Source organism: Megasphaera stantonii (assembly GCF_025567065.1).
GTDB lineage: Bacteria > Bacillota > Negativicutes > Veillonellales > Megasphaeraceae > Megasphaera > Megasphaera stantonii.
The window spans coordinates 1-22,550 of record NZ_JAOQKD010000009.1; the positions used below are offsets into that span (position 1 = coordinate 1).

The 22,550-nt window shown below is 53.0% G+C and carries 24 protein-coding genes; 1 reads left to right on the top strand and 23 read right to left on the bottom strand.

The annotated features are described in order from the left end of the window. Window positions 1-365: 365 nt before the first annotated feature. The 13 genes from sufU to OCV58_RS06500 form a co-directional block, all read right to left on the bottom strand. Entirely contained in the window at window positions 366-806 is a 441-nt protein-coding gene (sufU, locus tag OCV58_RS06440; protein ID WP_095630381.1) for a Fe-S cluster assembly sulfur transfer protein SufU, read from the bottom strand. A gap of 13 nt (window positions 807-819) precedes the next feature. Next, the gene (locus tag OCV58_RS06445) at window positions 820-2,040 is read right to left on the bottom strand and encodes an aminotransferase class V-fold PLP-dependent enzyme (RefSeq protein WP_154877317.1); all 1,221 of its coding nucleotides are present in this window, start codon (window positions 2,038-2,040) and stop codon (window positions 820-822) included. A gap of 13 nt (window positions 2,041-2,053) precedes the next feature. After that, window positions 2,054-3,064, bottom strand: a complete 1,011-nt coding sequence (locus OCV58_RS06450; RefSeq protein WP_233127993.1) for a SufB/SufD family protein — start codon at window positions 3,062-3,064, stop codon at window positions 2,054-2,056. Between the two features lie 96 nt (window positions 3,065-3,160). Then, window positions 3,161-4,597 carry a Fe-S cluster assembly protein SufB gene (gene sufB / locus OCV58_RS06455; protein WP_154877358.1) on the bottom strand — a complete coding sequence of 479 codons (1,437 nt, stop codon included), beginning with the start codon at window positions 4,595-4,597 and terminating at the stop codon, window positions 3,161-3,163. Window positions 4,598-4,628: 31 nt separating this feature from the next. Further along, on the bottom strand, window positions 4,629-5,363 hold the full coding sequence (gene sufC, locus OCV58_RS06460; protein WP_087476976.1) for a Fe-S cluster assembly ATPase SufC: 735 nt from the start codon (window positions 5,361-5,363) through the stop codon (window positions 4,629-4,631). Between the two features lie 243 nt (window positions 5,364-5,606). Continuing rightward, window positions 5,607-5,798 (bottom strand): hypothetical protein, encoded by a 192-nt coding sequence (locus tag OCV58_RS06465; RefSeq protein ID WP_154877318.1) that lies wholly within the window; start codon window positions 5,796-5,798, stop codon window positions 5,607-5,609. Next, the gene (gene scfB, locus OCV58_RS06470) at window positions 5,791-7,224 is read right to left on the bottom strand and encodes a thioether cross-link-forming SCIFF peptide maturase (protein WP_154877319.1); all 1,434 of its coding nucleotides are present in this window, start codon (window positions 7,222-7,224) and stop codon (window positions 5,791-5,793) included. The genes OCV58_RS06465 and scfB overlap by 8 nt, the downstream gene beginning before the upstream one ends. A gap of 66 nt (window positions 7,225-7,290) precedes the next feature. Beyond that, a complete protein-coding gene (scfA, locus tag OCV58_RS06475; protein WP_087476973.1) occupies window positions 7,291-7,431 on the bottom strand; it encodes a six-cysteine ranthipeptide SCIFF in 141 nt (46 codons plus the stop codon). A gap of 64 nt (window positions 7,432-7,495) precedes the next feature. After that, window positions 7,496-7,891, bottom strand: a complete 396-nt coding sequence (locus OCV58_RS06480) for a hypothetical protein (protein WP_154877320.1) — start codon at window positions 7,889-7,891, stop codon at window positions 7,496-7,498. Between the two features lie 55 nt (window positions 7,892-7,946). Continuing rightward, entirely contained in the window at window positions 7,947-8,600 is a 654-nt protein-coding gene (gene nth / locus OCV58_RS06485; RefSeq protein ID WP_087476971.1) for an endonuclease III, read from the bottom strand. Next, the gene (gene larE, locus OCV58_RS06490) at window positions 8,601-9,431 is read right to left on the bottom strand and encodes an ATP-dependent sacrificial sulfur transferase LarE (RefSeq protein WP_154877321.1); all 831 of its coding nucleotides are present in this window, start codon (window positions 9,429-9,431) and stop codon (window positions 8,601-8,603) included. Between the two features lie 11 nt (window positions 9,432-9,442). Further along, a complete protein-coding gene (locus OCV58_RS06495) occupies window positions 9,443-10,237 on the bottom strand; it encodes an ADP-ribosylglycohydrolase family protein (RefSeq protein ID WP_154877322.1) in 795 nt (264 codons plus the stop codon). Window positions 10,238-10,373: 136 nt separating this feature from the next. Next, window positions 10,374-11,825, bottom strand: a complete 1,452-nt coding sequence (locus OCV58_RS06500; protein WP_154877323.1) for a nicotinate phosphoribosyltransferase — start codon at window positions 11,823-11,825, stop codon at window positions 10,374-10,376. A 185-nt stretch (window positions 11,826-12,010) separates the two neighbouring features. Between OCV58_RS06500 and OCV58_RS06505 the strand changes: the two genes are divergently transcribed. Further along, window positions 12,011-12,913 carry a DMT family transporter gene (locus tag OCV58_RS06505; RefSeq protein WP_154877324.1) on the top strand — a complete coding sequence of 301 codons (903 nt, stop codon included), beginning with the start codon at window positions 12,011-12,013 and terminating at the stop codon, window positions 12,911-12,913. 47 nt (window positions 12,914-12,960) lie between these two features. Here OCV58_RS06505 and OCV58_RS06510 read toward each other — a convergent pair whose 3' ends face one another. The 10 genes from OCV58_RS06510 to rnpM form a co-directional block, all read right to left on the bottom strand. Beyond that, the gene (locus OCV58_RS06510; protein WP_087476967.1) at window positions 12,961-13,896 is read right to left on the bottom strand and encodes a transketolase family protein; all 936 of its coding nucleotides are present in this window, start codon (window positions 13,894-13,896) and stop codon (window positions 12,961-12,963) included. After that, window positions 13,896-14,714: a transketolase gene (locus OCV58_RS06515; protein WP_154877325.1), complete on the bottom strand. Its 819-nt coding sequence runs from the start codon at window positions 14,712-14,714 to the stop codon at window positions 13,896-13,898. The genes OCV58_RS06510 and OCV58_RS06515 overlap by 1 nt, the downstream gene beginning before the upstream one ends. Before the next feature lie 354 nt (window positions 14,715-15,068). After that, complete coding sequence (locus tag OCV58_RS06520) at window positions 15,069-16,256, bottom strand: aminotransferase-like domain-containing protein (RefSeq protein WP_087476965.1); 1,188 nt, start codon at window positions 16,254-16,256, stop codon at window positions 15,069-15,071. A 74-nt stretch (window positions 16,257-16,330) separates the two neighbouring features. After that, window positions 16,331-17,266, bottom strand: coding sequence for a bifunctional riboflavin kinase/FAD synthetase (locus OCV58_RS06525; RefSeq protein ID WP_154877326.1), 936 nt, complete (start codon window positions 17,264-17,266; stop codon window positions 16,331-16,333). Between the two features lie 12 nt (window positions 17,267-17,278). Beyond that, on the bottom strand, window positions 17,279-18,160 hold the full coding sequence (truB, locus tag OCV58_RS06530; protein WP_087476963.1) for a tRNA pseudouridine(55) synthase TruB: 882 nt from the start codon (window positions 18,158-18,160) through the stop codon (window positions 17,279-17,281). Continuing rightward, window positions 18,157-19,101: a DHH family phosphoesterase gene (locus OCV58_RS06535; RefSeq protein WP_154877327.1), complete on the bottom strand. Its 945-nt coding sequence runs from the start codon at window positions 19,099-19,101 to the stop codon at window positions 18,157-18,159. Before OCV58_RS06535 ends, truB begins: the two co-directional genes overlap by 4 nt. Window positions 19,102-19,106: 5 nt before the next feature. After that, window positions 19,107-19,454, bottom strand: coding sequence for a 30S ribosome-binding factor RbfA (gene rbfA, locus OCV58_RS06540; RefSeq protein WP_087476961.1), 348 nt, complete (start codon window positions 19,452-19,454; stop codon window positions 19,107-19,109). An 18-nt stretch (window positions 19,455-19,472) separates the two neighbouring features. Then, window positions 19,473-21,965, bottom strand: a complete 2,493-nt coding sequence (gene infB / locus OCV58_RS06545; protein WP_107196648.1) for a translation initiation factor IF-2 — start codon at window positions 21,963-21,965, stop codon at window positions 19,473-19,475. Beyond that, on the bottom strand, window positions 21,962-22,291 hold the full coding sequence (locus OCV58_RS06550) for a L7Ae/L30e/S12e/Gadd45 family ribosomal protein (protein ID WP_154877328.1): 330 nt from the start codon (window positions 22,289-22,291) through the stop codon (window positions 21,962-21,964). Before OCV58_RS06550 ends, infB begins: the two co-directional genes overlap by 4 nt. Further along, a complete protein-coding gene (gene rnpM / locus OCV58_RS06555) occupies window positions 22,288-22,548 on the bottom strand; it encodes an RNase P modulator RnpM (protein WP_087476958.1) in 261 nt (86 codons plus the stop codon). The genes OCV58_RS06550 and rnpM overlap by 4 nt, the downstream gene beginning before the upstream one ends. Window positions 22,549-22,550 lie beyond the last annotated feature (2 nt).

Below are 22,550 nucleotides of genomic sequence, written 5' to 3' on the forward strand. Positions count from 1 at the left end.
GAAGAGCTGATTGCTCGTTCTTACTTATTATTGGTATTACCTGTTTTGAAATCTTATTGCTAAGACCTCGCACTCTGGCGTATTGTTTCGTATCACACTGTTCAGTTTTCAAAGGCCATGCCGTCTCGCGACGACTTGTATATCTTACCAGACTCGTTCGGGCTTGTCAAGCACTTTTTTTGAAGTTCTTTTCAAGCAAACCGGCTATCCGGCCTGCCGCGGCGCCCTGCCGCAACAGCTTGTTTAGTATATCCTCTTTTCGTCCTGTTGTCAATACGTTTTTCAAAAAAAGTATGCCGCCTCCAATGCATTTTCTCATAACGCAATTGAAGGCGGCATGTATACTCAGTTTAAAAGGCCGGCAATTATTGTATCTCGCCGCGTTCGACGGCTTCTTTCAGCGTATGCCATGCTAAGACGGCGCATTTGACGCGGGCCGGCATATTAGAAATATTTTTAAGAGCTATGGCGTCTTCCAATTCCTCCAGCTGGTCTTCATCGGTAATATTCCGCTTAATCATTTCCAAGAATAAATCGACTAGGCGGAGAGCTTCCTTTACCGATTTCCCCTTGATGATATCTATCATAATATCTGCCGACGCCTGGCTGATAGCGCAGCCGTGGCCGGTGTAGGCCGCATCGACGATGACGCCGTCCCGGATATTGGCTTGCAGCGTAATGTCGTCGCCGCAGCTCGGGTTATGGCCTCGTTCTTCCATCGTATAGATCTTCAGCAAGCGCTTATTTTCCTGGTGCTGGTTATGTTCTAAAATAATATCAGAATATAACTCGTTCATTGCTTCCATATCGTCCGCCTCCTCAGTCCTTGTAGCCCATCTGCCTGCGCACTAAGGGCAGCGTTTCCAGGAAATAGTCTACTTCTTCTATCGTATTATAGATGTAGAAGCTGATGCGGTTCGACGCTTCCGCGCCGATATGAGCGCCGAAAGGCTGGGCGCAGTGATGGCCGGAACGGATAGCGATGCCGTAGCTGTCAAGAATTGTCGCCGCATCGTGGGGATGGACGCCGTCTATCATGAAGGCGATGACGCCGGTCTTTTCTTCCGGGTCCGTACTGCCGATAATGCGGATGTGCGGAATCTTCTTCATCCCCTCCAAAGCCCGGACGACTAAGGCATGTTCGTGTTCTTCAATAGCCTCCCAGCCCAAGCGTTCGAGATACTCAATGGCCGCATGGAGGGCCACGGCGCCTTCGACGTTTTCCGTGCCGGCTTCAAATTTAAAAGGCAATACGTTGAAGGTCGTCGTTTGTTCCTGTACATATTCGATCATGTCCCCGCCCAGCAGGAAGGGCTCCATGTCATTAAGAAGTTCTTTTTTGCCGTAGACGACGCCCGTACCGGCAGAGCCGAGCATCTTGTGTCCGGAAAAGACCATGAAATCACAGTCCAGCGCCTGTACGTCGACTTTCATATGCGGCACCGCCTGCGCGCCGTCATACACGACGACGGCTCCGACGGCGTGGGCTCGTTCAATGATTTTTTCAGCCGGCACCTTCATGCCCAACACATTGCTGACGCCGGCGAAGGCTACGATTTTAGCAGATCTATCAATCTTGGCCAAATCGTCTTCCGTAAAATGACCTGTTTCGTCGAGATACATGTATACCAGCTCTGCGCCGGTCACACGGCAGACCCGCTGCCATGTCACGAGGTTGGCATGGTGCTCTGAAATAGGGATGACAATTTTATCTCCCTTCTGCAAGTGCGTTTCGCCGTAGCTCCGAGCGATGAGATTCATCCCTTCCGTCGCATTGCGTACGAAAATGACTTCTTCGCCGCTGCGTGCGTTGATGAACCGGCGCACGGCCTCCCGCGCCTGATCATAGGCTTCCGACGCTTCGACGCTGAGGATATGAGCGCCGCGATGGGGGTTGCCGTTGTGGTTTTCTAAAAAATCGACGACGGCCTGAATGACCTGCCGCGGTTTCTGCGTCGTCGCCGCGTTGTCGAGATACACGAGCTGATGGCCGTTGTGCCGTTTCGTTAAAATGGGAAAATCATTGCGTACATTCAGCATAGCTATCACCTTTCTATCCTTGGGAATTCATCCGTTCTCGCACGGTTTGGAGCACCCGCTCCGCCAGCGCGCCGTCGCCTAAGGCGTCGACAACAGGACGGATATGGGACTCGACGATAATCGCCTGGGCGCCTTGATAGTCGAAGCCGCGGCTCATGAGATAAAACAGCGTGTCCTCGTCAATCTGCCCGGCGCTGGAAGCATGATTGCCGACGACGTCGTCCTCCTTGCACAGCAGTAGGGGCACGGAAATCGAATGGACTTTAGGACTCAGGAGAATGCACGTATCGGCTTCAGACCCGACGGCCTTTTTGCTTCCCCGCAGGAAATCGATAGTGCCGCGAAAAGCTTTTTTCGCTTCGTCCTGCAAAGCCCCCGCTATGGCGACGTCGGCTTTCGTCTTTTTGCCCTGCATGGGAATCCAGTAGGAAAAATCGACGATTTGCTTATCTTTGCCTAAATACAAGCTTTTGCTGTCAAAGGAGCTTTCATCGTACAGGAGATCCGTTTTGTAATATACGACGGCTTCCTTTGCCCCCAGCTCGGCGCTGACGTATTCGACGGAACTGCCTTCGGCAGTTTCGGCATACCGGTGCTCGATGTGGCGGACATTGCCTTCGTGAAGCTGTACCTTCACGATTTTGACATGAGCGCCTGCCTCTGCACGGATGTAATGCAGGAAGTTTACCTCGCCGCCAGCGGCGCCGCCTTCAAATACTAAATATACTGTTACGTCGCTGCCAGCTCCGGCCGTAATGCGAAGCTGCCGGTTCAACGTCGGATGGTCGTCGTTTACTTCATATACTAAGCGGGCCGTCCCCTTGGCTCCCGCTTCGGCTTCAATGGCGCATCCCTTATCGGCATGGCGCAGGGCCCGTTCCAGCGCTTCGGCATTGGCCCCTTGAAACTCTCCCAGGTCGGGCATGCCGTTTCCCTGATAAAAATATAGGGAAATGTCCCCTTCACGCTGATGCTGCGGCGTATATCTGCCCGATGGCCGTTCCGGCAGAGGTTCAAGCTCCAAGTTATTGACTTTTATTGTCCGAAATGTGGGCCGGGGAAGCTCATTATATAGTTGCATCACAGGTTTTGTCTTTACGTTCATGTATATCTCCCCTCCTTAGGTCAATGACCCTTTTAATTCGAGGTTAATCAGATTATTCATCTCTACGGCGTATTCCAGCGGAAGAGCTTTGGAAACAGGTTCTACGAAGCCCTTGACCAGCATCGCCCTAGCTTCATCTTCGCTGAGGCCGCGGCTCATGAGATAGAAAACGGCTTCGTCGGAAATGCGGCCGATAGACGCTTCATGGCCGAGATCGACGTTGTCGTTCTTGACGACAATGGCCGGAATCGTATCGGACTGCGACTGTTCATCCAGCATCAGCGATTCGCAGCTGACGTTGGCCTTCGCCCCCTCGGCGCGGGGATTGATGACGACGCTGCCGCGGTAAATGCAGACGCCGCCGTCCTTGCTGATGGACTTGGAATTGATATTGCTCGTCGTCTTCGGCGCGTTGTGGACTACCTTCGATCCCGTATCGAGATATTGCCCTTTCCCGGCAAAGGTAACGCCTGTAAATTCGCAGTGCGCTCCTTCTCCCTGCAGGATACTCATGGGGTACAGGCAGGATGTATGGGAACCAAAGGACCCTGTCACCCAGTTGATCGTGCCGTTTCGGCCGACAATCGCTCGTTTCGTATTTAAGTTATACATATTCTTCGACCAGTTTTCTATAGTCGAGTAGGTCAGCGACGCGCCATCGCCGACAAACAATTCGACGCAGCCGGCGTGGAGATTGGCTACGTTGTATTTCGGCGCTGAACAGCCTTCGATGAAATGCACCTTCGCGCCGTTTTCCACGATAATCAGCGTATGTTCAAACTGACCGGCTCCAGGCGCGTTCAGGCGGAAATAGCTCTGCAGCGGAATGGATACGTCTACGCCGGCCGGCACGTATACATAGGAACCGCCGGACCAGACGGCTCCGTGGAGAGCGGCAAACTTATGATCCGTCGGCGGCACGAGCTTCATAAAATGAGCCCGAATGATATCCTCATATTCCCGCAGTGCCGTTTCAAAGTCCGTGTAGATTACGCCCTGCTGCACCAGTTCTTCCTGAATGCTGTGATATACGACTTCCGAATCGTACTGGGCCCCTACGCCGGCCAGGGATGTTTTTTCCGCCTCGGGAATCCCCAGCCGGTCGAAGGTATCCTTGATGTCGTCAGGCACGTCGTCCCAGCTGGCTTTCATCTGCGTATTGGGCCGAACATAGGTAACGATGTCGTCCATATGGAGTTCGCTGATATCGGGACCCCAAACAGGATATTCCAGATGGTGAAAAATATCCAGCGATTTCAAACGGAAATCGAGCATCCATTTCGGTTCTTTTTTTTCTGCCGAAATAGTCCGGACGATGTCTTCCGTCAAGCCGGCCTGGGTTTTATAGGAATAGGTAAAGTCCTTTTTAAAGTTATATATATTGCTGAAATCAGAAAACGCTTCGATCGTCCTGCGTTCGTCTTTCCGCTTCTGTTCCGCCGCATTAGCCATAGTAGTCATGACATGGTACCTGCCTTTCTCTTTATCTAAAGCTGTCGTAGCCTTTTTCCTCGATGACTTGGATCAATTCCGGACCGCCGGACTTGACGATTTTTCCGTCGATAAGGACATGAACCACGTCCGGCTGAAGGCCCTGCAAAATTTCACTGTGATGCGTAATAACCATGAGAGCATTCCCCTCGTCGTGGTATTTCGCCACGGTCTGCGACACGACGCGGACGGCATCGACATCAAGACCCGAGTCGATTTCATCCAGCATGGCCAGCTTCGGTTCCAGCATGCACATTTGAAGGATTTCCGTCTTCTTTCGTTCGCCGCCGGAAAATCCGTCGTTGACGTAGCGGGAAGCATAAGAGCTGTCCATTTTCAGTTCTTCCATCTGCGCTTTCAGCTTTTTACGGAAAGGCATGATGCGCTGCGTTTCGCCGCTTATCGTGCTCTTAGCGCTGCGGGTAAAGTTCTCCACAGAAATTCCCTGCACGGCAATGGGCGCCTGGAAAGCCATGAAAATTCCCGCCTTAGCCCGTTCGTCTACGGGCATGCGCGTAATATCCTTTCCTTCGAAGAAAATACTGCCGCCTGTAACGGTATACTTCGGATGCCCCATGACGGCGTTGAACAACGTCGATTTCCCTGCGCCGTTCGTTCCCATGATGACGTGAACTTCGCCGGCACGAACGGTTAAATCCAATCCCTTTAAGATTTCCTTTCCTTCAACTTCTACTTTCAGCCCTTCTATGTTTAATAATTCTGCCATAATGCTTCACTCCTGCGCGTCTATAAATAATATACAATTACTCCAAATTAAAAGTACACCTTTACGATGCACTTTTGCTTACATCCATAGCATACTCCTGTTTTATCATAAAGTCAACAAAATCAGTAGACTTTTTTTATATTTTATTTTCTATATCCACTTTCAAGAAATGCGCCGTTCTTTCCGAATACAAAAACGCGCAGGAAAAATCGGCGTTCTTCCTGCGCGTCACATACGGACATCCTATGGTATGTTATCTTTTTGTTTTTCTTTCATTCGCCTGCGAAGGTCGCTCTTCATCCACCACTGCATGACAAAGACAAAAGCCAGCAGCAAGAGCAGTCCGACCAATTCCGTCGTCGGCCCCTCTTTCGCAATCGCATACAGGAGATAGAGAAATACGACGAACACCAGACCTCGTTTCAGATTATTCACAGGCGCCGCATCCTTCGCAGTCATCCCGGTCGTCGCCGAATAAGCGGGCCTTTTGGCCGCGCATGGCTAATACGGCCTGGATGTACATGGCGCATTCAATGCGCTTCTTCTGAATCTTGCAGCTCAGGGCATACGGCATTTTGATATCTCCGCCGTATTTGATATTGTTGGCATGGCAGCCGCCGCTGCAGAAGAATTTTGCCCAGCAGTCGCAGCAAATCGGCTTGTTGAGGACGTGCATATCGCGGAACAAGGGCGGCAGTTTTGTATCCGTAACGCCGTCATATACATTGCCGATGACGTACTCGTCCTGGCCTACGAACTGGTGGCAGGGATATATGTCGCCGTTCGGCACGACGCACATATACTCATGGCCGGCGCCGCAGCCTCGGAGACGCTTGGCAATACAGGGCCCGCGGTACAAGTCCATGATGAAGTGGTAGTAGATAAAAGGGCGGCCTTCATCCATGCGCTGCAAATATAAATCTGTCAGGCGATCGTATTCTTCATAAATGCGGGGCAAATCATCTTCCGTAATGGCATAGGACAAATCGTCGCCTACGACAGGTTCCATAGACAGGCCTTCAAAGCCTAAATCGGCCATGTGTTCCACGTCTTTGGCAAAGTCCAGGTTGTATTTCGTATAGGTGCCGCGGACGTAGTATTCTTCGCCGTCGCGGTGCTCCGCCGCGTAGACGAGATTTTTAGCGCACGAATCATAGGAGCCGCGGCCGCCGGCGTCGGGACGCATGCGGTTGTGCACTTCCGGACGGCCGTCGAGGCTCAGGATCAGGCTGATGTGATTTTCCGTCAGGTATTTGACCTTGGCCGGGTCTAGCAGCATGCCGTTCGTCGTCAGAGACAGCTTAAAGACTTTATCGTGGATTTTTTCCTGCTCGCGGATGTATTCGATCGTCTGCTTGACGACGTCGAAATTCATGAGCGGTTCTCCGCCGAAAAAGTCGATTTCACAGTGCTGCCGCTTCCCTTCGGTACTGCGGATAAGCAGGTCGACGGCCCGTTTCGCGACGTCGAAGCTCATGAGCTCCCGCTTATGCGTGTCGTAGTCGCCCTGCGACGCGAAGCAATATTTGCAGCGCAGGTTGCAGTCGTGAGCAATATTTAAGCACAGGGATTTCACGATAGGTTCCTCTTCGGCGACGACCTTGAAGTCTTCGGCCATAGGCGCAAAGAGCAGCTCCTTTTCGATGAGCTCGTCCAGCTCGCCCAGCGTTTCCTCTATGTCTTCTTTGGCATACGTGCCGGCGAAGGCCGCGTACACCGCATCTTTATTCGTTCCGTCGTATACGTCGAGAATATCATATGTCATCTTATCTATTACGTTGATAATGCCGCTGTTGACGTCCAGCAACATGTACGTGCCGTTTTGACAATACTTGTGAATCATCGGTTTTATCGTAGTCATTATTCCTCCATACAACAAGAATACCCTTTACCTGACGGTAAAGGGCGTCCTCATAAACAATGTTGATTATTTCGTGCAGACCTGATTGCCTACGGTGCAGGACGTTTTGCAAGCGGACTGACAAGAAGTCTGACATTCGCTGCAGCCAGCATGCTGCGTCGTTTTCTGAATCGATTCCGTATTAATCGTAATGATATGTTTTGCCATTATCTTTCACCTCACTGTCAAGACTGTTTTTATTGTATCACATCACTCGTATTTCGACAATATATTAAAGAAGCTTAACGCCTTTAAAGACGAAGTTTTTGCCCATAGAAACGACGATAGACCGTTCCTCAAAGACGTTGTGCGTATCGAAGAAGATATCAAAGCCGCCGTTATAAGTTACATATACAGAATTGATGCGCTGCAGGTAGCCGCAGATTTCTTCTGCCGACACTTCGGGCTCTCCGTCAGCCCGCCATTTTTTATTTTTAAAATTAGCGATGAGGGGCGCGTGGGCCATAACGCGGGAGCGGTGCGCCAAAATCCATTCCCATACGTGTTCGCCATAGCGGCGAGCTTCTTCGTCCCGGCCTTCTTCCAACCCTTCCAGCATGAACAAGACCGGCTTGCCTTCACACATGATTTCATCCATATAGCTGCCCTTTACGTATTTTAAATCCATATTGAATGAACCCTCCCCCATTATTAAAATGGCTGTAGCCTAAGCATGTTCTATCTTACCGAGTTTTAGCTTTTTTGTCAATTGACGAGGCAGGACACAGGTCGGCCAGGAAACAGTCGTCGCAGGCCGGCTTGCGGGCCTTACATACGCGGCGGCCATGCCAGATGAGCCAGTGATGAGCCCGGCTCCACCATTCTTCGGGAATAGCTTTCTGCAAGCCCTTTTCGACTTCCAGAGGCGTCTTTCCCTCGGCCAGCTGCAAGCGGTTGGACACACGGAATACGTGCGTGTCCACGGCGATGGCCGGCGTGTCGAATAAGATGCTGACCAGCACGTTCGCCGTCTTGCGACCTACGCCGGGCAGCTTGACCAGTTCGTCAAAGGTCTGAGGCACTTCGCCGCCGTACTGTTCGCACAAGATAGCGCAGTTGGCTAAGATGTTCTTGGCCTTGCTGTGATACAGGCCGCAGGTACGTATTTTTTCTTCCAGACCTTCCAGGCCCAGGGTCAGCATCTTTTCCGGCGTGTTATATTCCGGAAACATGCCGGCCGTGACGATGTTTACCCGTTCGTCCGTACACTGGGCCGATAAGATGACGGCTATCATGAGCTCGAAAGGCGTCGTATAATGCAGAGCCGGCTTCATGATGCCGTACTGATCCTGAAACCGCTGCAGCATTTCCTGCTTTATTTTCTTCGTAATTGCCATTTATGTTTCCTCCCTCGTCTCGATTCCTTCGTTTAAGCTTCCCATGGCATATCCGCCCAAATCGACGGTCACGTAAGTAAATCCATAGCCGCGCAGGGCCTGAACGATCTCAGCTCTATGCTGCAGCACGGCGGAGATTTCGCCTTGTCCTACTTCGATACGGGCGACGTCACCGTGGTGGCGCACGCGCAATGAACCCTTCACAAAGGGAGCGATGTACGCCTCGGCTTGGTCGACCTGGCGCAGACGCTGGGGCGATAAGGGCACGCCATAGGGAATCCGGCTGGCCAGGCAGGCCGCGCTCTGCTTGTTCCACGTCGGCAGTCCAAGCATTTTTGAAAGCTCCCGTATGTCCCCTTTCGTCAGCCCCGCCTCCACCATGGGACTGCGCACGACGGCGGACAATTCTTTCAGCGCCTTCATGCCGGGACGGTAATCGCCTAAATCGTCGACGTTGCTGCCGTCGGCGACCCACCGGTACTGGCGCTCCTTCGCCAAGGCCGCTAACGCAGTAAAACGTATTTTCTTGCAGATATAGCAGCGGTCCGGCTGATTCTTGACAAATTCCTCATTTTCAAACTCCTGCGACGGCATGACGACATGGGGGACTCCCATCTGCGCCGCCATCTGGCAGGCCGCGCGTTCCTCTCCTTCAGGCAAAGTCGGCGACACAGCCGTTACGGCCAAAACCTTATCGCCTAATACGTCCCAGGCGACAGAAGTCAAAAAGGTGCTGTCTACGCCGCCGGAAAAACCGACGACGACGCTTTCCATATCGGCGACGATAGAGCGCAGCCTTTCATATTTCGTTAACAGTTCTGTATTGTTCATGGTATCGATCCTTACTTCATATATTGCCCTTCAAAAGCTATGACGACAGACTGCATATCCTTCGGCAAGTAGGACCAGGCCTTCTGCCACAGCCGGTCGGGCACGCCGTAAAACGCCTCGGCAATGGATCCGGCTATAGCCGCCTGCGTATCCGTATCGCCTCCGAGGGATACGGCGTTGCTAATCGCCTCTTGCAGGCTGCCGCTTTCCAAAAACGCTTCTATTGCTTCCGGCACGCTGTCCGCCGTCCGGCAGGTAAAGGTATACCCGGGCCGTATTTCATCAAGAGAAGCCGTCAAGGGATAGAAATACTGCCGCATGTAGGCGCGGATATCGTCTTTACTGCTTCCAGTGCGGGCTAAATATATGGCAGACGCCACGGCGACGGCTCCCTGAACGGCTTCGGGATGGTCGTGCGTGACGAGGGCCGTAATTTCCGCCAGGGCCTGCACCTCGTCCAACGAACGGCCGACCCAAGCGGCAGGCGCTACGCGCATGGCCGCACCGTTGCCATAACTTCCGTACGGCGCGCTGTCGTCCGACGAAAACCAGCAGGCAAACTGCCGGCCAAATCCAGCGTTTGGGTATCGGCGGCACCAGTATTTCAGCTGCCGCCGCAGCGGCCCGATATACCCGCAGCGCGATTCCTTTCCTTCAGCTAAGGCCGCCGCGACGGCTACAGTCGTCACCGTATCGTCCGTAAACCGCGAACCCTCGGCAAACCAGACAAAATCCTTTGTCTTAACCGGACTTGCGCAAAATTCATAAGGCGAACCGACAATATCGCCCAAAATCGTCCCTTTCATTCGTCCACCTTCTTATTTCAACTACAAGAAACGCATATATGATGTATTATATCATAGTACGCAAGAGTCCGCCTATGCCATAAAAAAACACTGCACATCCCGTTGGCCGGAATATGCAGTGTCCTATTCATGCTGCTTAAAAGAAATGCAGCGATTCTTCTTTCAAAACCTTTTCCCGCAATGCCGAAACCTTAGCGCTGCGCTGTACCCACATTTCTTCCGGGTTGACGAGGCGCTGGTATTCAGGCCACAGGCTGTCCATCTGTTCGTCCGCATAGGCGATGATATCCGACAAGGACGGCAGGTCGTAGACCAGCTTCCCTTTCAGGAAAATCGGCCGGAGCATCGTCTTGACTTCAAAGGAATTGGCCGGAATCAGCCGCGACCGCCACGGCGCTTTGTCGCTGGTCAAATGCAGGTCCTGCGTCGGATCGATCGTTTCTCCTTCCAACGCGATGATGTCCGCCTTCATCTTGCCCGTCTTTTTATCGTAAATGCGCAGGACGTTTTTGATCCCTGGATTCGAAATTTTTTCGGCGTTGTCGCTCATCTTGATTTTCGGCACGAAGGCATCGCCGTCGTATTGGCCGACGAGCTTGAATACGCCGCCCAGGGACGGGCTGCCCTTCGCCGTAATCAGATTGGTGCCGACGCCCCACGAATTGATAGCGCAGCCCTGAATCTTCAATTCGGAAATAAGCGTTTCATCCAGGTCGTTCGACGCAGCGATCACGGCGTCGCCGAAACCGGCTTCCTCAAACATCCGGCGGGCTTCCTTCGACAAGTAGGCCAAGTCGCCGCTGTCCAAGCGGATGCCGTAAGACTTAGGCAGCGTACCGGCTTCCTTCATTTCCTGGAAAACCGTAATGGCGTCGGGCACGCCCTGCTTGAGAGTATTGTACGTATCGACCAGCAGGATGAGGTTGTTCGGATACTGCCGGGCGTAGGCGCGGAACGCTTCCAGCTCCGTCGGAAAGCTCATAACCCAGCTGTGGGCCATCGTCCCCAGAATAGGGATGTGGAACAATGCGCCGGCCAGCACGTTGCTCGTGCCGTTGAAGCCGCCGATCATTGCCGAACGGGCGCCGTACACGCCGGCCGATTCTCCCTGCGCCCGGCGCAGGCCGAATTCCATCAGCGCATCTTTGCCGGCGACGGTACGGACGCGGCGGGCCTTCGTGGCGATGAGGCTTTCATGGTTCATGATCATGGACATGCACGTTTCTAAGAGCAGGCATTCGTCTTTTTTGGCATGAACGCGCAGGAGTACTTCCTGCGGAAAAGCCACGGTGCCTTCCGGCATGGCGTAGATGTCACCGGTAAAGGACCAGGTCCGCAGATATTCGAGAAATTCATCGCAGAAAATCCCCGTCTGTTTCAAGTAGTCTATGTCGTCATCGCTGAAATGGATGCGGGAAACATAGTCGATCAAGTGTTCCAACCCGGCGACAACAGTATAGCCGCCGTTGAACGGATTGCTCCGGTAATACCGGTCAAACACGCAGTACTGCTCGTGTTTGCCTTCTAAAAACAGCCCCTGCATCATCGTCAGCTGATACAGGTCCGTCAGCAATGCATTAGTATACAATACACTCGCCTCCAAATTAATTCTACGTATATTATACATCATATGAATGAATAGGAGCAATGAAATTTTGCCATTCCGTTGCCCGGCCAGTTCTGCCGGCGCTGCGGCGGCCCCTGTATTCGCCGCAGGTTTCATGGTATAATAAATTCGTTCTGCATATTTTTATACGAAAGGAGCATCAGCACGTGAAATATCGACTTATGCTTTTACTCACAGCCCTCGTCTGGGGCTGCGCCTTCGTAGCCCAGCGCACGGGCATGGAAACGATCGGCCCCTTCGCCTTCAACGGACTTCGGTTCTGGCTGGGCGCGCTGTCCCTCTTTCCCGTACTGTATATGAATCGCCGCAAGGACAAGGAAACCTACGCGGCTCCGCCTAAGGGGCTGACCCTCGTAACGGCCAGCGCGATTCTGGGATTTTTCCTGTTTTCCGGCTCTTCCCTTCAGCAGGTTGGACTCATTTATACTACGGCCGGCAAAGCGGGATTTATCACGTCCCTGTATATCGTAGCCGTCCCCCTGATCGGCCTCTTGATGAAAAATACACTGCGCCTGGCCCATATCCTCGGCTGCCTCATTGCCGTGTCGGGACTATATCTGCTGGCTTTTCACGGCAGCGGCGATGCCGTCAACTTCGGCGACCTGCTGAATCTCATCGGCGTCGTCTTCTGGTCCCTGCACATTTTATTCATCGACCGGTTCGTACCGTATTTTTCCGGCATCAAGCTGGCTGTCGGCCAATTTATCGCCTGCGGCTGCTACAACTTTATCGCTATGCCCTTTTACGGAGAAACGCTGACCCTCGCCATGATCGTCGCCTCGGCGGTACCCATCCTCTACTGCGGCATTTTATCCAGCGGCGTCGGCTATACCCTGCAAATCGTCGCCCAGCGCAAGGTCCCGCCGACGGAGGCATCGCTCCTCTGCAGTTTCGAAATGATTTTCGGCGCGTTGGCCGGCGTGCTTCTGCTCGGCGAATGGATGAGCATGCGCGAGTTCATGGGCTGCGTCCTCATGACCATCGGCATCTTCTCCGCGCAAATCCCCAGCCGGGCGATTCTGCAGTTCAGAAAAAATCTATCCTATTAATAAAAAGCTGTCATGATGCAGAACCTCTCCTTCATGACAGCTTTTTTCTATTTTCGTTTCAATACAGCCCTGACAGCCTCTGCCACGTGGCTGGGACCTAAGCCGTAAGCTTCCAGCAATTCGTTTGGCCGGCCCGACTCGCCGAACCGGTCGCGAATGCCGACCAATTCGACAGGCACGCAGCAGCGCTGAGCCAGGCATTCGCATACAGCGCTTCCCAGCCCGCCGATGCGCTGGTGCTCTTCGCATACGACGACGGCTCCCGTCGCGGCGGCGCAGGATACGATGCCGTCTTCATCCAAGGGCTTGACCGTATGGACGTTGACGACTTGTACGGAAACGCCTTCACGGGCCAAGGCCTTCGCCGCTTCCAGGCTTTGATACACCATGATGCCATTGGCAAAAATTGTAACGTCCGTCCCCTTCCGGAATACAGAGACCTTTCCAATCGTAAAGGGCGTGTCGTCATCGGTGACGACGGGCACGGGATTACGGCTGAAGCGGATATACGAAGGCCCTGTCATATCGTATACGGCCATCGTCGCCTTATACGTTTCCTTATAATCGCAGGGAACGACGACCATAATATTGGGGATCGTCCGCATGAGCGCCACGTCTTCCAGGGCCTGATGGGTCCCGCCGTCGGGTCCTACGGAAATGCCGGCATGAGCGCCGCCCAATTTGACGTTCAGGCGATTATACCCGACCGTATTGCGGATCTGTTCCCACGCCCGGCCAGTCAGAAACACGCCGTACGTAGACACGAATGGGACGAACCCCGTCAGGGACATGCCGGCAGCCGTGCCGACTAAATCCTGTTCCGAAATGCCTACATTCAGATATTTTTGCGGATAGGCTGTACGCACCCAGTCGGTTCGCGTCGATTTTGCCACGTCGGCATCCATGACGATGACGTTATCGTGAAGGCGGCATAATTCCAGCAGCGCCTTTCCGTAACCGTCGCGCATAGGTATACACTCCATTACAGCACCTCCTGAGATAATTCCTTCATGGCGGCCGCATACTGCGCTTCATTCGGCGCCGTGCCATGCCAGTCGGCCTTGTTCTCCATGTATGACACGCCCTTTCCCTTTATAGTCTGGGCCAGGACGACAGTCGGACATCCTGTATGGGCCTTCGCTTCCGACAATACTTGATAGAGTTTATCTATATCATGTCCATCAACAGTCATGACATTCCAGCCAAAGCTCTTCCACTTGGCGTCAAAGGGCTGTAAATCCTTGATTGTTTTCAGCGAATCGACAAGCTGCATGCCGTTGCAATCTACGATAAGGCAGACATTATCCAGATGATGATGGGCCGCAAAGGCCGCCGCTTCCCAAATCTGCCCTTCCTGCTGTTCGCCGTCGCCGATAAGGCAGAACACATGAGGCGTTTCATGACGGTATTTCAAAGCCCAGGCAATGCCGTTGGCAATGGACAATCCCTGTCCCAAGGACCCGACGGCGCAATCGAGACAAGGCAGCTTGACCATATTCGGATGTCCCTGCAGCGGGCTGCCTAAAGAACGCAGCGTCGGCAGCCAGTCTAAGGGGAAAAATCCCTTATGGGCTAATACGCTGTAATATGCCGGAGCCGCATGGCCTTTCGATAAGATAAACCGATCTCTCCCCTCATATTTCGGCTGCTGCGGAATACACCGAAGCAAGTCGGTGAAATACAGCGTTACCAGAATCTCCACAGCCGACAGAGAGCTTCCGGGATGGCCGGAGCCGGCTAAATAAATAGCCTCGACGACGTCCTTTCGAACTTGTCTGCATAACTGCTGAAGCTGATCCATTATCAATAAGGCCTCCAAACTATACACGTAGTGTCGCCGTTGCACCGCAACGAGGCGATACTCGTCTTTCATATAAAAAACGCACCGTATCGCTTATTCAGCTCACTATGATACGAATGCGCCTGCAACAAAAAAATGCAGATTCAGCTTGAGCCAAATCAATATACGTGCATTATCATTTTACAATGATTATACAAACAAGTCAAACAAAATATGCGCATACCGTATACATGCCCACGTCCCATACTGCAAAACATCAAAAAGGCTTACAAGACCTGCATACGTGCAGGCCCTATAAGCCTTTTGTCAGTCTACACGCTTTCGTGACGCGTCGCGTTTCTTTCAGGGTGCAACTTATTTGCCCATTTCTTCTTTCAATACTGCGCCTAAGCGTTTAATGCCTTCTACAATGCGGTCTTCCGGCATATTGGAATAGTTGAGGCGGAAGTGGTTTGCATTGCCGCCGTTCGGATAGAACGGGCCGCCCGGAACGTACGCAACGTTCTTTTCCAATACCTTCGGCATAATTTCTTTTGCATCCATGTTTTCAGGCAAGGTTACCCAAGTGAATAAGCCACCTTCCGGATACGTAAAGGTAACGCCTTCGGGGAAATATTCCTTCATGGAATCATACATGAGGGTACGGCGTTTGCCATAGAGAGCTTTGATCTTTTCAACGTGAGCATCCAAATCGAACATATCGATGAAGTACGACGCCTGACGCTGTGCAAAGGACGAAGACTGGAGATCGACGGCCTGTTTCAATTTGACAACCTTGTCAATGATAACGGGATCGGCAACCATCCAGGCTACGCGCAGACCAGGCATGAAAATCTTCGAGAAGGAACCCAGGAAGATGATATTGCCTTTCGTATCCATGGATTTCAAGGATGGCACGACGTCGCCGTCATAACGGAGTTCGCCGTACGGATCGTCTTCAATGACGGGGAAATCGTACTTGTTGACGATATCCATAAAGGCTTTGCGGCGTTCCATCGGCCACGTAATGCCCGTCGGGTTCTGGAATTCAGGAATAACGTACATCAAGCGGACACGGTCGCCGTATTCGGCCAAAATCTTTTCCAATTCTTCCGGAATGATGCCTTTTTCATCCGTCGGAACTTCGACGAATTTCGGATCGCACAGCTTAAAGGCGTTGATAGCGCCTAAATACGTCGGGCTTTCTACTAAAATGACGTCGTCTTTATTGAGGAAAATCTGCGCCAATAAGGACAGGCCCTGCTGAGAACCTGAAGTAATGACGATTTCTTCGGGCGTGCAGTCGACTTGGAAAGCCTTTTTCATGCGAGCGGCAATTTTTTCGCGGAGAGGCAGGTAGCCTTCCGTCGTTCCGTACTGTACAGCCAGCTGGCCTTCTTTGCTCAAAATTTCTACGTCGACTTTCTTTAATTCTTCCAGCGGGAATAATTCCGGCGCAGGCAAGCCGCCGGCGAAGGAAATTACTTCCGGCATAGTCGTCAACTTAAGCAATTCACGGATTTCCGAAGCCTTTAAGCCCATAGCGAGGTCTGAAAATTTCATTACCAATCACTCCTTAATGATTAAATGTCCCCTGTTTCCCTATGTCATTATTATATCATTAATATGAGTTTCTTTCAATTATCGTTAGATGAGAAATAGATTAAAGTTTTACGTTTATCTTCTTCCATCTGCTCTATGAGCTCTTCTTTGCTGTCAAAGCGGATTTCCGGGCGCAGCCGCTTCCGGAAGCGAACGACGATGTCCTCGTCGTACATATCGCCGCTCCATTGCAGGATGTGCGTTTCTATGCGGCGGTATTGGTGGGCAAAGGTCGGATTGGCGCCGATATTCGTCATGGCCGGCAGCAGCTGGCCCTGCCATTCTACTTCCGTTATATATACGCCGTCAGGCGGCACGGCCATCTGCGGCGGTATCAGCATATTAGCCGTTGGAAACCCGATCAGCCGTCCCCGGCGGTCGCCCTGTACGACCTTCCCCTGCAGGGCGAAGGGATGCCCCAGCAGGGCTTCTGCCGTTTCCATGTGCCCCATCGTGACCAGGCGGCGGATGACCGTGCTGCTGATCGGCGTGGACCGGCCCGGCCGTTCCAGCAGCGTCAGGGCCATGACGGGAATATGATGTCCCGCCATGAACTCGCGCAGCGTCTGCGTATTCCCCGCGGCTTTTGCGCCGTACGTAAAGTTCTCCCCTACGACGATAGCCGCCGGGCAGAGATATTCCAGCAGCTGCCGGCAAAATTCCTCCGGCGTTTCGTCGAGAAGATGCCGGGTCATAGGCAGCAGCACCAGGGCGTCGATGCCGACTCCGGCAATATATTGGATTTTCTGCTCGACCGTAGCCAGCCGTATCGGCTCTTTTTCCGGGCACAACACGGAAAGAGGATGGGCTGCGAAGGTGACGACAACAGATTTGCCGCCCGTTTCCGCCGCCTTGTCGATAGCCGTACGCATGACCTTCTGATGGCCCAGATGCACGCCGTCAAAGGTCCCCAGCGCAACGACGGCGCCTTGGCAATTCGTTACTTCCTGAAAAGAATGGAATAGTTGCATCGTATAATTACCTCACAGTACGTCGGCAAACATCTTATGCGGACGTATGACATGATGTTCTTTATCGAAATGAGCAATGCCGGCCAATTTTCGTTCCGGCGTATAGACCCGCAGCACGTCGCCATGGGCGAGCCCCTTGCCGGCAAAGGGCACCGCGCGGCCCTGCAGGAGGCGGGCACACTTTTCCGCCGTACAAACCGCCTTAGGAAGGTCTTGAATCGCCATGTCGGCAGGCAGGATATAGGCCTGCGGATCGGCTTCCAATTCTTCCAGCGAAGCTGCCTGTGCAATATCAAAAACGCCGGCCCGGACGCGGACAAGATAAGTCATGCAGGCATAAGTCCCCAGCGCTTCGCCGACATCGCGGATGAGCGAGCGGATATAGGTCCCCTTAGAGCATGTCACGGCAATGACGCCCCGTCCGTTTTGATACGACAAAAGGCGGATCTCATATATCGTGACCCGCCTGCCCGGCAATGTAAAATCAGCGTTTTGTCTGGCCAGCTTATACGCTTTGACGCCATTAACATTGATGGCGGAATAACGGGACGGAGTCTGCTCGATATCGCCGCAGAACGACGCCAGCACGGAGGATATATCCTCAGCAGACAAATCGGGGACAGCAGCGCTGGCGACGACTTCGCCGGTGCTGTCCTCCGTATCCGTAGCAAAGCCTAAAGCAAACTCTGCATGATATGTCTTTATCCCGTTGTCTCCATATTCAATCAGCCGCGTCGCCTGACCCAGATACACGGGAAGCACGCCGGCAGCCAAAGGGTCCAGCGTTCCGGCGTGGCCAATCTTCTTCATCCCGTATATGCGGCGCATCTGGCCGATTACGTCATGGCTCGACATTCCTGTCGCTTTTAATACATTGACGATTCCATTTATCATTTTACTTTTAAAAGTTCCTTCACTATCATTTTTTTTGCTTCTTCCAGCGGCGCCGCCACGGTGCAGCCTGCTGCCCGCACGTGGCCGCCGCCGCCGAACATGGAAGCGACAGCGTTGACATCGGCTCGCTTAGACCGCAGGCTGACCCGCGTTTCTTCCGCCCCGACGTACTTTACCGTAAAAGCCACGTCGACGCCCTGAATCGTGCGGATGTAGTCAATATAGCTTCCCGTATGCTCGCCCGTATACTGCAGCAAGTCCGGCGTAAACGAAAGACAGGCAACCTGTCCCTCACCGAACAATTCAATATGGCGCAGCACCTCCGACAAGGCCTGAAGCTTTGCCAAAGACCGGGCTTCCAAATGCTCGGAAACGACGTTCGGCTGCGCACCGGCTTCGACCAGCAACGCCGCCATCCGCAAGGTATGGCCCGTCGTATTGCTGAATTTAAAGAACCCGCAGTCCGTCGCGATGGCCATGTACAAGGCGTTTGCCATAGACGGCGAAAATTCGGCCTGCCAGTCCGCCAACAGTTCGGTTAAAATCTCGCCCGTTGCAGCGCAGTCCGGCCGCACATATTCCCAATCGGCAAAATGGAGGTTGGAAATATGATGGTCAATATTCAGGACCTTCCCCTTCGCCAAGGCATCAGCCGCGCCGATGCGATCCATGCCGGTCGCATCGAGCACGACGGTCAGCCAGGAGGCGTCGGTCTGCACCTGGTCGGGACGCCGTATCTGTTCCGCCAGCGGCAGAAAGAAAAACTTGTCGTCTATGTCGTCGTCCACGGCCACGACAACCTCCTTGCCCAGGCCTTCCAGCCATTCCTGCATCGCCAGCAGGCTGCCTATAGCGTCGCCATCGGGGCTGACGTGAGCAGTCAGCACGATGCGGTCATGCTGTTCCAGAATACGGCGTACTTCCTGAGATGAACAATTCATGAAACTCAGTCCTTTTTTTCTATATCACGAAGTATTTTATCGATTTTCATGCCGTAATCGAGAGACGTATCTTCTTTAAATTCAATAGTCGGCGAATAGCGTATGCCCAAGCGGCGGCCCACTTCCGTGCGGATATAGCCCGTCGCGTTTTTCAGCGCTTTCAGGGTATTTTCTTTTTCCTCAGCCTTGCCAAAGAGGCTGACGTATACCGTCGCTTCGCGCAAATCGCCGGTAATCCGCGCGTCCGTCACAGTGACGAAGCCGAGGCGCGGATCTTTTAATTCTCGAAGCAGGATGTTGGAAACTTCCTGCTTGATGAATTCTTGTATTTTGCGGACTCGCAATTCTCCCATATGTATTTCCTCACTTTATTATTCCGGCGCGACTTCCACCATTTCATAGGCTTCGATTTCGTCGCCTTCCTTGATGTCGCGGTATTTTTCAAGGGTAATGCCGCATTCGTATCCGGAAGCCACTTCCTTGACGTCGTCTTTAAAGCGGCGCAGTCCGTCGATTTCGCCGTCATGAATGACGATGCCGTTGCGGATCAGGCGGATCTTAGCGTTGTTCGTAATCTTGCCTTCCTTGACGTAGGAACCGCCGACGATGACCTTCGGCGTCGTAATGACCTTGCGGACTTCGGCGCGGCCGATAATGTGTTCTTCATATTTCTTTTCCAGCATCCCTTTGATAGCCGCTTCCACGTCGTTGATGGCGTCGTAAATAACGCGGTACATGCGCATGTCGACGTTGTCGTGTTCCGCCGCCTTGCGGGCCGCCGCGTCCGGGCGGACGTTGAAGCCGATGATGATGGCGTTGGATGCCGAGGCCAGCATGATATCCGATTCGGAAATAGCGCCGACGCCGGCATGGACGATGGCGATGCGCACTTCGTCGCTCTTAATGTTGAGCAGGGACTGGCTCAGGGCTTCGACAGAACCCTGTACGTCCCCCTTAATGATGAGGGGCAGTTCTTTCAATTCGCCCTGCTGAATCTGGTTGAACAAATCGTCGAGAGTTACCTTCGCATTGACGTGGAGGGCCGACGAACGTTTCTTTTCCATTCGTTTTTCCGCTACGCTGCGGGCCGTCTTTTCATCGGTCACGTCGAGGATATCGCCGGCTTCGGGCACGTCGTTGAGGCCGAGGATTTCCACAGGGATAGACGGTTCGGCTTTCTTAACCCGTTCGCCCCGTTCGTTGTTCATGGCGCGGACCTTGCCGAAGCAGGGACCGACGATAATCGTGTCGCCGACGTGGAGCGTGCCCTTCTGGATCAGGACGGACGCGACGGGGCCGCGGCCCTTGTCGAGCTTCGCTTCGATGACGACGCCCTGGGCCGGACGGTTCGGGTTGGCCTTCAATTCGGAAACTTCCGCCAGGACGAGGATGTTTTCCAGCAAGTCGTCGAGGCCGATTTTCTTATGAGCCGACACGGGAACCATAATCGTGTCGCCGCCCCATTCTTCACTGATCAAGCCGTATTCCGTCAGCTGCTGCATGACGTGTTCCGGATTGGCGCTTTCCTTATCGATTTTGTTGATGGCGACGATGATGGGAACGCCGGCCGATTTGGCGTGGTTAATGGATTCGACCGTCTGCGGCATAACGCCGTCGTCCGCCGCGACGACGAGGACGGCGATATCCGTAACCTGGGCGCCGCGGGCGCGCATAGCCGTAAAGGCTTCGTGACCCGGCGTATCCATGAAGGTAATCTTCTTGCCGTTGTAGCGTACCTGGTAAGCACCGATATGCTGCGTAATGCCGCCAGCTTCGTGGCTCGTCACGTTCGTCTGGCGAATCGCGTCGAGGAGGCTCGTCTTGCCGTGGTCGACGTGGCCCATAATCGTAACGACAGGCGGACGGACCTTCAGCGTTTCCGGCGCGTCGACGATTTCTTCGATTTCCGTCGGATCTTCCGGAGGCGCTTCCTGCGTAACGGTTACGCCGAATTCGTCGGCAATCAAAGAAGCCGTTTCAAAGTCGATTTCCTGATTGATCGTCGCCATAATGCCGCCCATGAGCAGCTTTTTAATGACTTCGCCGACTTCGCGGCCCAGCTTTTCCGCGAAATCCTTGACGATAATCGTTTCCGGCAGCTCGATAGACGTGGGGTAATTCTTTTTCTTCGCCGGTTCGCCGCCGCCCATATCGTGATGGCCGCCCTGCTTCTTGTTGTTCTTGTTATTTTTATTTTTGCCTTTGTTCAACACGTTAGATAAAAGTGTGTGAGGTCTGTTGTTTTTGCCGTTGGGGTTATTGTTATTCTGGTTGCGCTTATTTTTCTTATTGTCGCTGCGGCCGGCATTCTGCCCTTCGTCGCCGTTTTGCGAAGAACGGCCGAAGAACTTCGTCCGCTTGCCGCCGTTGTTCTGCTGGTTCTGCTTATTTTGCTGATTCCCATTCTGACGGTTGTTCTGATTGCCGGACGACTTTGCGTTCTGCTGTCCGGCGTTTTTCTTGTTGTCCTGGCCGCGATTGTTCTGATGATTCTGGCCGGATGAACCGCTCTGCTGATTTTTATTGCCGTTCCGCGCCGGCTGAGCCTGCTTTTTGGCGTTGTTTCCCTGTTCAGGACGATTTTGCTTATGGGAATTTCCTTGTTTTTGTCCTTCCTGCGGTTTCGCTTGCTTAGCGCGGTTGTTATCGTTCACTTTGCGGCCAGTTCCTTCCATTCCTTTTTTTTGTTCTGCCGGCTTTTCAGCCTTCTTGGGTTCCTTAAAGGATTTATCTAATATGGCTCTCATCGAATCGTCGATGCCCGTAAAATTACCAGCTTTGATATTATGATCGCCTAACACTTTGATGACGTTTTTGGCGGATACGCCATATTCTTTTGCAACTTCGTATACACGTTTTGTCATCTAGTTACCCCCTTTTCAGTCGTTCTCAACACTTTATCTACAGCCTTGGCAAAACCGGCGTCCGTCAGCAGAACGACGACGTTCTGCATCTTTCCGACGGCCCTGCCCAGCTCTTCCTTCGTCAATATATCTACAACGGCAATCCCCTTGCGCGCTGCCAGGCGGCGGTACTTTTCCACGTTGTCGGCTCCGCCGTCTGCTGCCAAAAACAGCATGGGAACTGTATGGTTCTTCAAATGCTTCTCCGCCGCGAAATCGCCGCAAATCGTCTTGCGGGCCCGGCAGGCAAGGCCAAGCAGATTGCCGATCCGTTCCTGCGCGGTCATGACAATTCCTGCCGCAGGCTTTCATAAATTTCGTCGGACACCTTCGTCTTTAAAGACCGTTCCAGACGATGTTCTTTATACGCTTTTTCCAGGCAGGCCGAATTCTGACAGATATACACGCCCCGCCCGGATTTCTTGCCGGTCTTGTCGATTTCCACGGCGCCTTCCGGCGTGCGGACGACGCGGATCATTTCCTTCTTGCTCTTCTGTTCCTGACAGCCTGCACAGACTCGCAGAGGTATTTTTTTCTTTTTCATCT

What these genes read in the sequence shown, in the direction of transcription:
- sufU (WP_095630381.1), bottom strand. Translation starts at nt 806, where the DNA reads ATGGAAGCAATGAACGAGTTATATTCTGATATTATTTTAGAACATAAC.
- OCV58_RS06445 (WP_154877317.1), bottom strand. Translation starts at nt 2,040, where the DNA reads ATGCTGAATGTACGCAATGATTTTCCCATTTTAACGAAACGGCACAAC.
- sufB (WP_154877358.1), bottom strand. Translation starts at nt 4,597, where the DNA reads ATGGCTAATGCGGCGGAACAGAAGCGGAAAGACGAACGCAGGACGATC.
- sufC (WP_087476976.1), bottom strand. Translation starts at nt 5,363, where the DNA reads ATGGCAGAATTATTAAACATAGAAGGGCTGAAAGTAGAAGTTGAAGGA.
- scfB (WP_154877319.1), bottom strand. Translation starts at nt 7,224, where the DNA reads ATGACTACGATAAAACCGATGATTCACAAGTATTGTCAAAACGGCACG.
- scfA (WP_087476973.1), bottom strand. Translation starts at nt 7,431, where the DNA reads ATGGCAAAACATATCATTACGATTAATACGGAATCGATTCAGAAAACG.
- OCV58_RS06480 (WP_154877320.1), bottom strand. Translation starts at nt 7,891, where the DNA reads ATGGATTTAAAATACGTAAAGGGCAGCTATATGGATGAAATCATGTGT.
- nth (WP_087476971.1), bottom strand. Translation starts at nt 8,600, where the DNA reads ATGGCAATTACGAAGAAAATAAAGCAGGAAATGCTGCAGCGGTTTCAG.
- larE (WP_154877321.1), bottom strand. Translation starts at nt 9,431, where the DNA reads ATGAACAATACAGAACTGTTAACGAAATATGAAAGGCTGCGCTCTATC.
- OCV58_RS06495 (WP_154877322.1), bottom strand. Translation starts at nt 10,237, where the DNA reads ATGAAAGGGACGATTTTGGGCGATATTGTCGGTTCGCCTTATGAATTT.
- OCV58_RS06510 (WP_087476967.1), bottom strand. Translation starts at nt 13,896, where the DNA reads ATGGAGTGTATACCTATGCGCGACGGTTACGGAAAGGCGCTGCTGGAA.
- OCV58_RS06515 (WP_154877325.1), bottom strand. Translation starts at nt 14,714, where the DNA reads ATGGATCAGCTTCAGCAGTTATGCAGACAAGTTCGAAAGGACGTCGTC.
- OCV58_RS06520 (WP_087476965.1), bottom strand. Translation starts at nt 16,256, where the DNA reads ATGAAATTTTCAGACCTCGCTATGGGCTTAAAGGCTTCGGAAATCCGT.
- OCV58_RS06525 (WP_154877326.1), bottom strand. Translation starts at nt 17,266, where the DNA reads ATGCAACTATTCCATTCTTTTCAGGAAGTAACGAATTGCCAAGGCGCC.
- truB (WP_087476963.1), bottom strand. Translation starts at nt 18,160, where the DNA reads ATGATAAATGGAATCGTCAATGTATTAAAAGCGACAGGAATGTCGAGC.
- OCV58_RS06535 (WP_154877327.1), bottom strand. Translation starts at nt 19,101, where the DNA reads ATGAATTGTTCATCTCAGGAAGTACGCCGTATTCTGGAACAGCATGAC.
- rbfA (WP_087476961.1), bottom strand. Translation starts at nt 19,454, where the DNA reads ATGGGAGAATTGCGAGTCCGCAAAATACAAGAATTCATCAAGCAGGAA.
- infB (WP_107196648.1), bottom strand. Translation starts at nt 21,965, where the DNA reads ATGACAAAACGTGTATACGAAGTTGCAAAAGAATATGGCGTATCCGCC.
- OCV58_RS06550 (WP_154877328.1), bottom strand. Translation starts at nt 22,291, where the DNA reads ATGACCGCGCAGGAACGGATCGGCAATCTGCTTGGCCTTGCCTGCCGG.
- rnpM (WP_087476958.1), bottom strand. Translation starts at nt 22,548, where the DNA reads ATGAAAAAGAAAAAAATACCTCTGCGAGTCTGTGCAGGCTGTCAGGAA.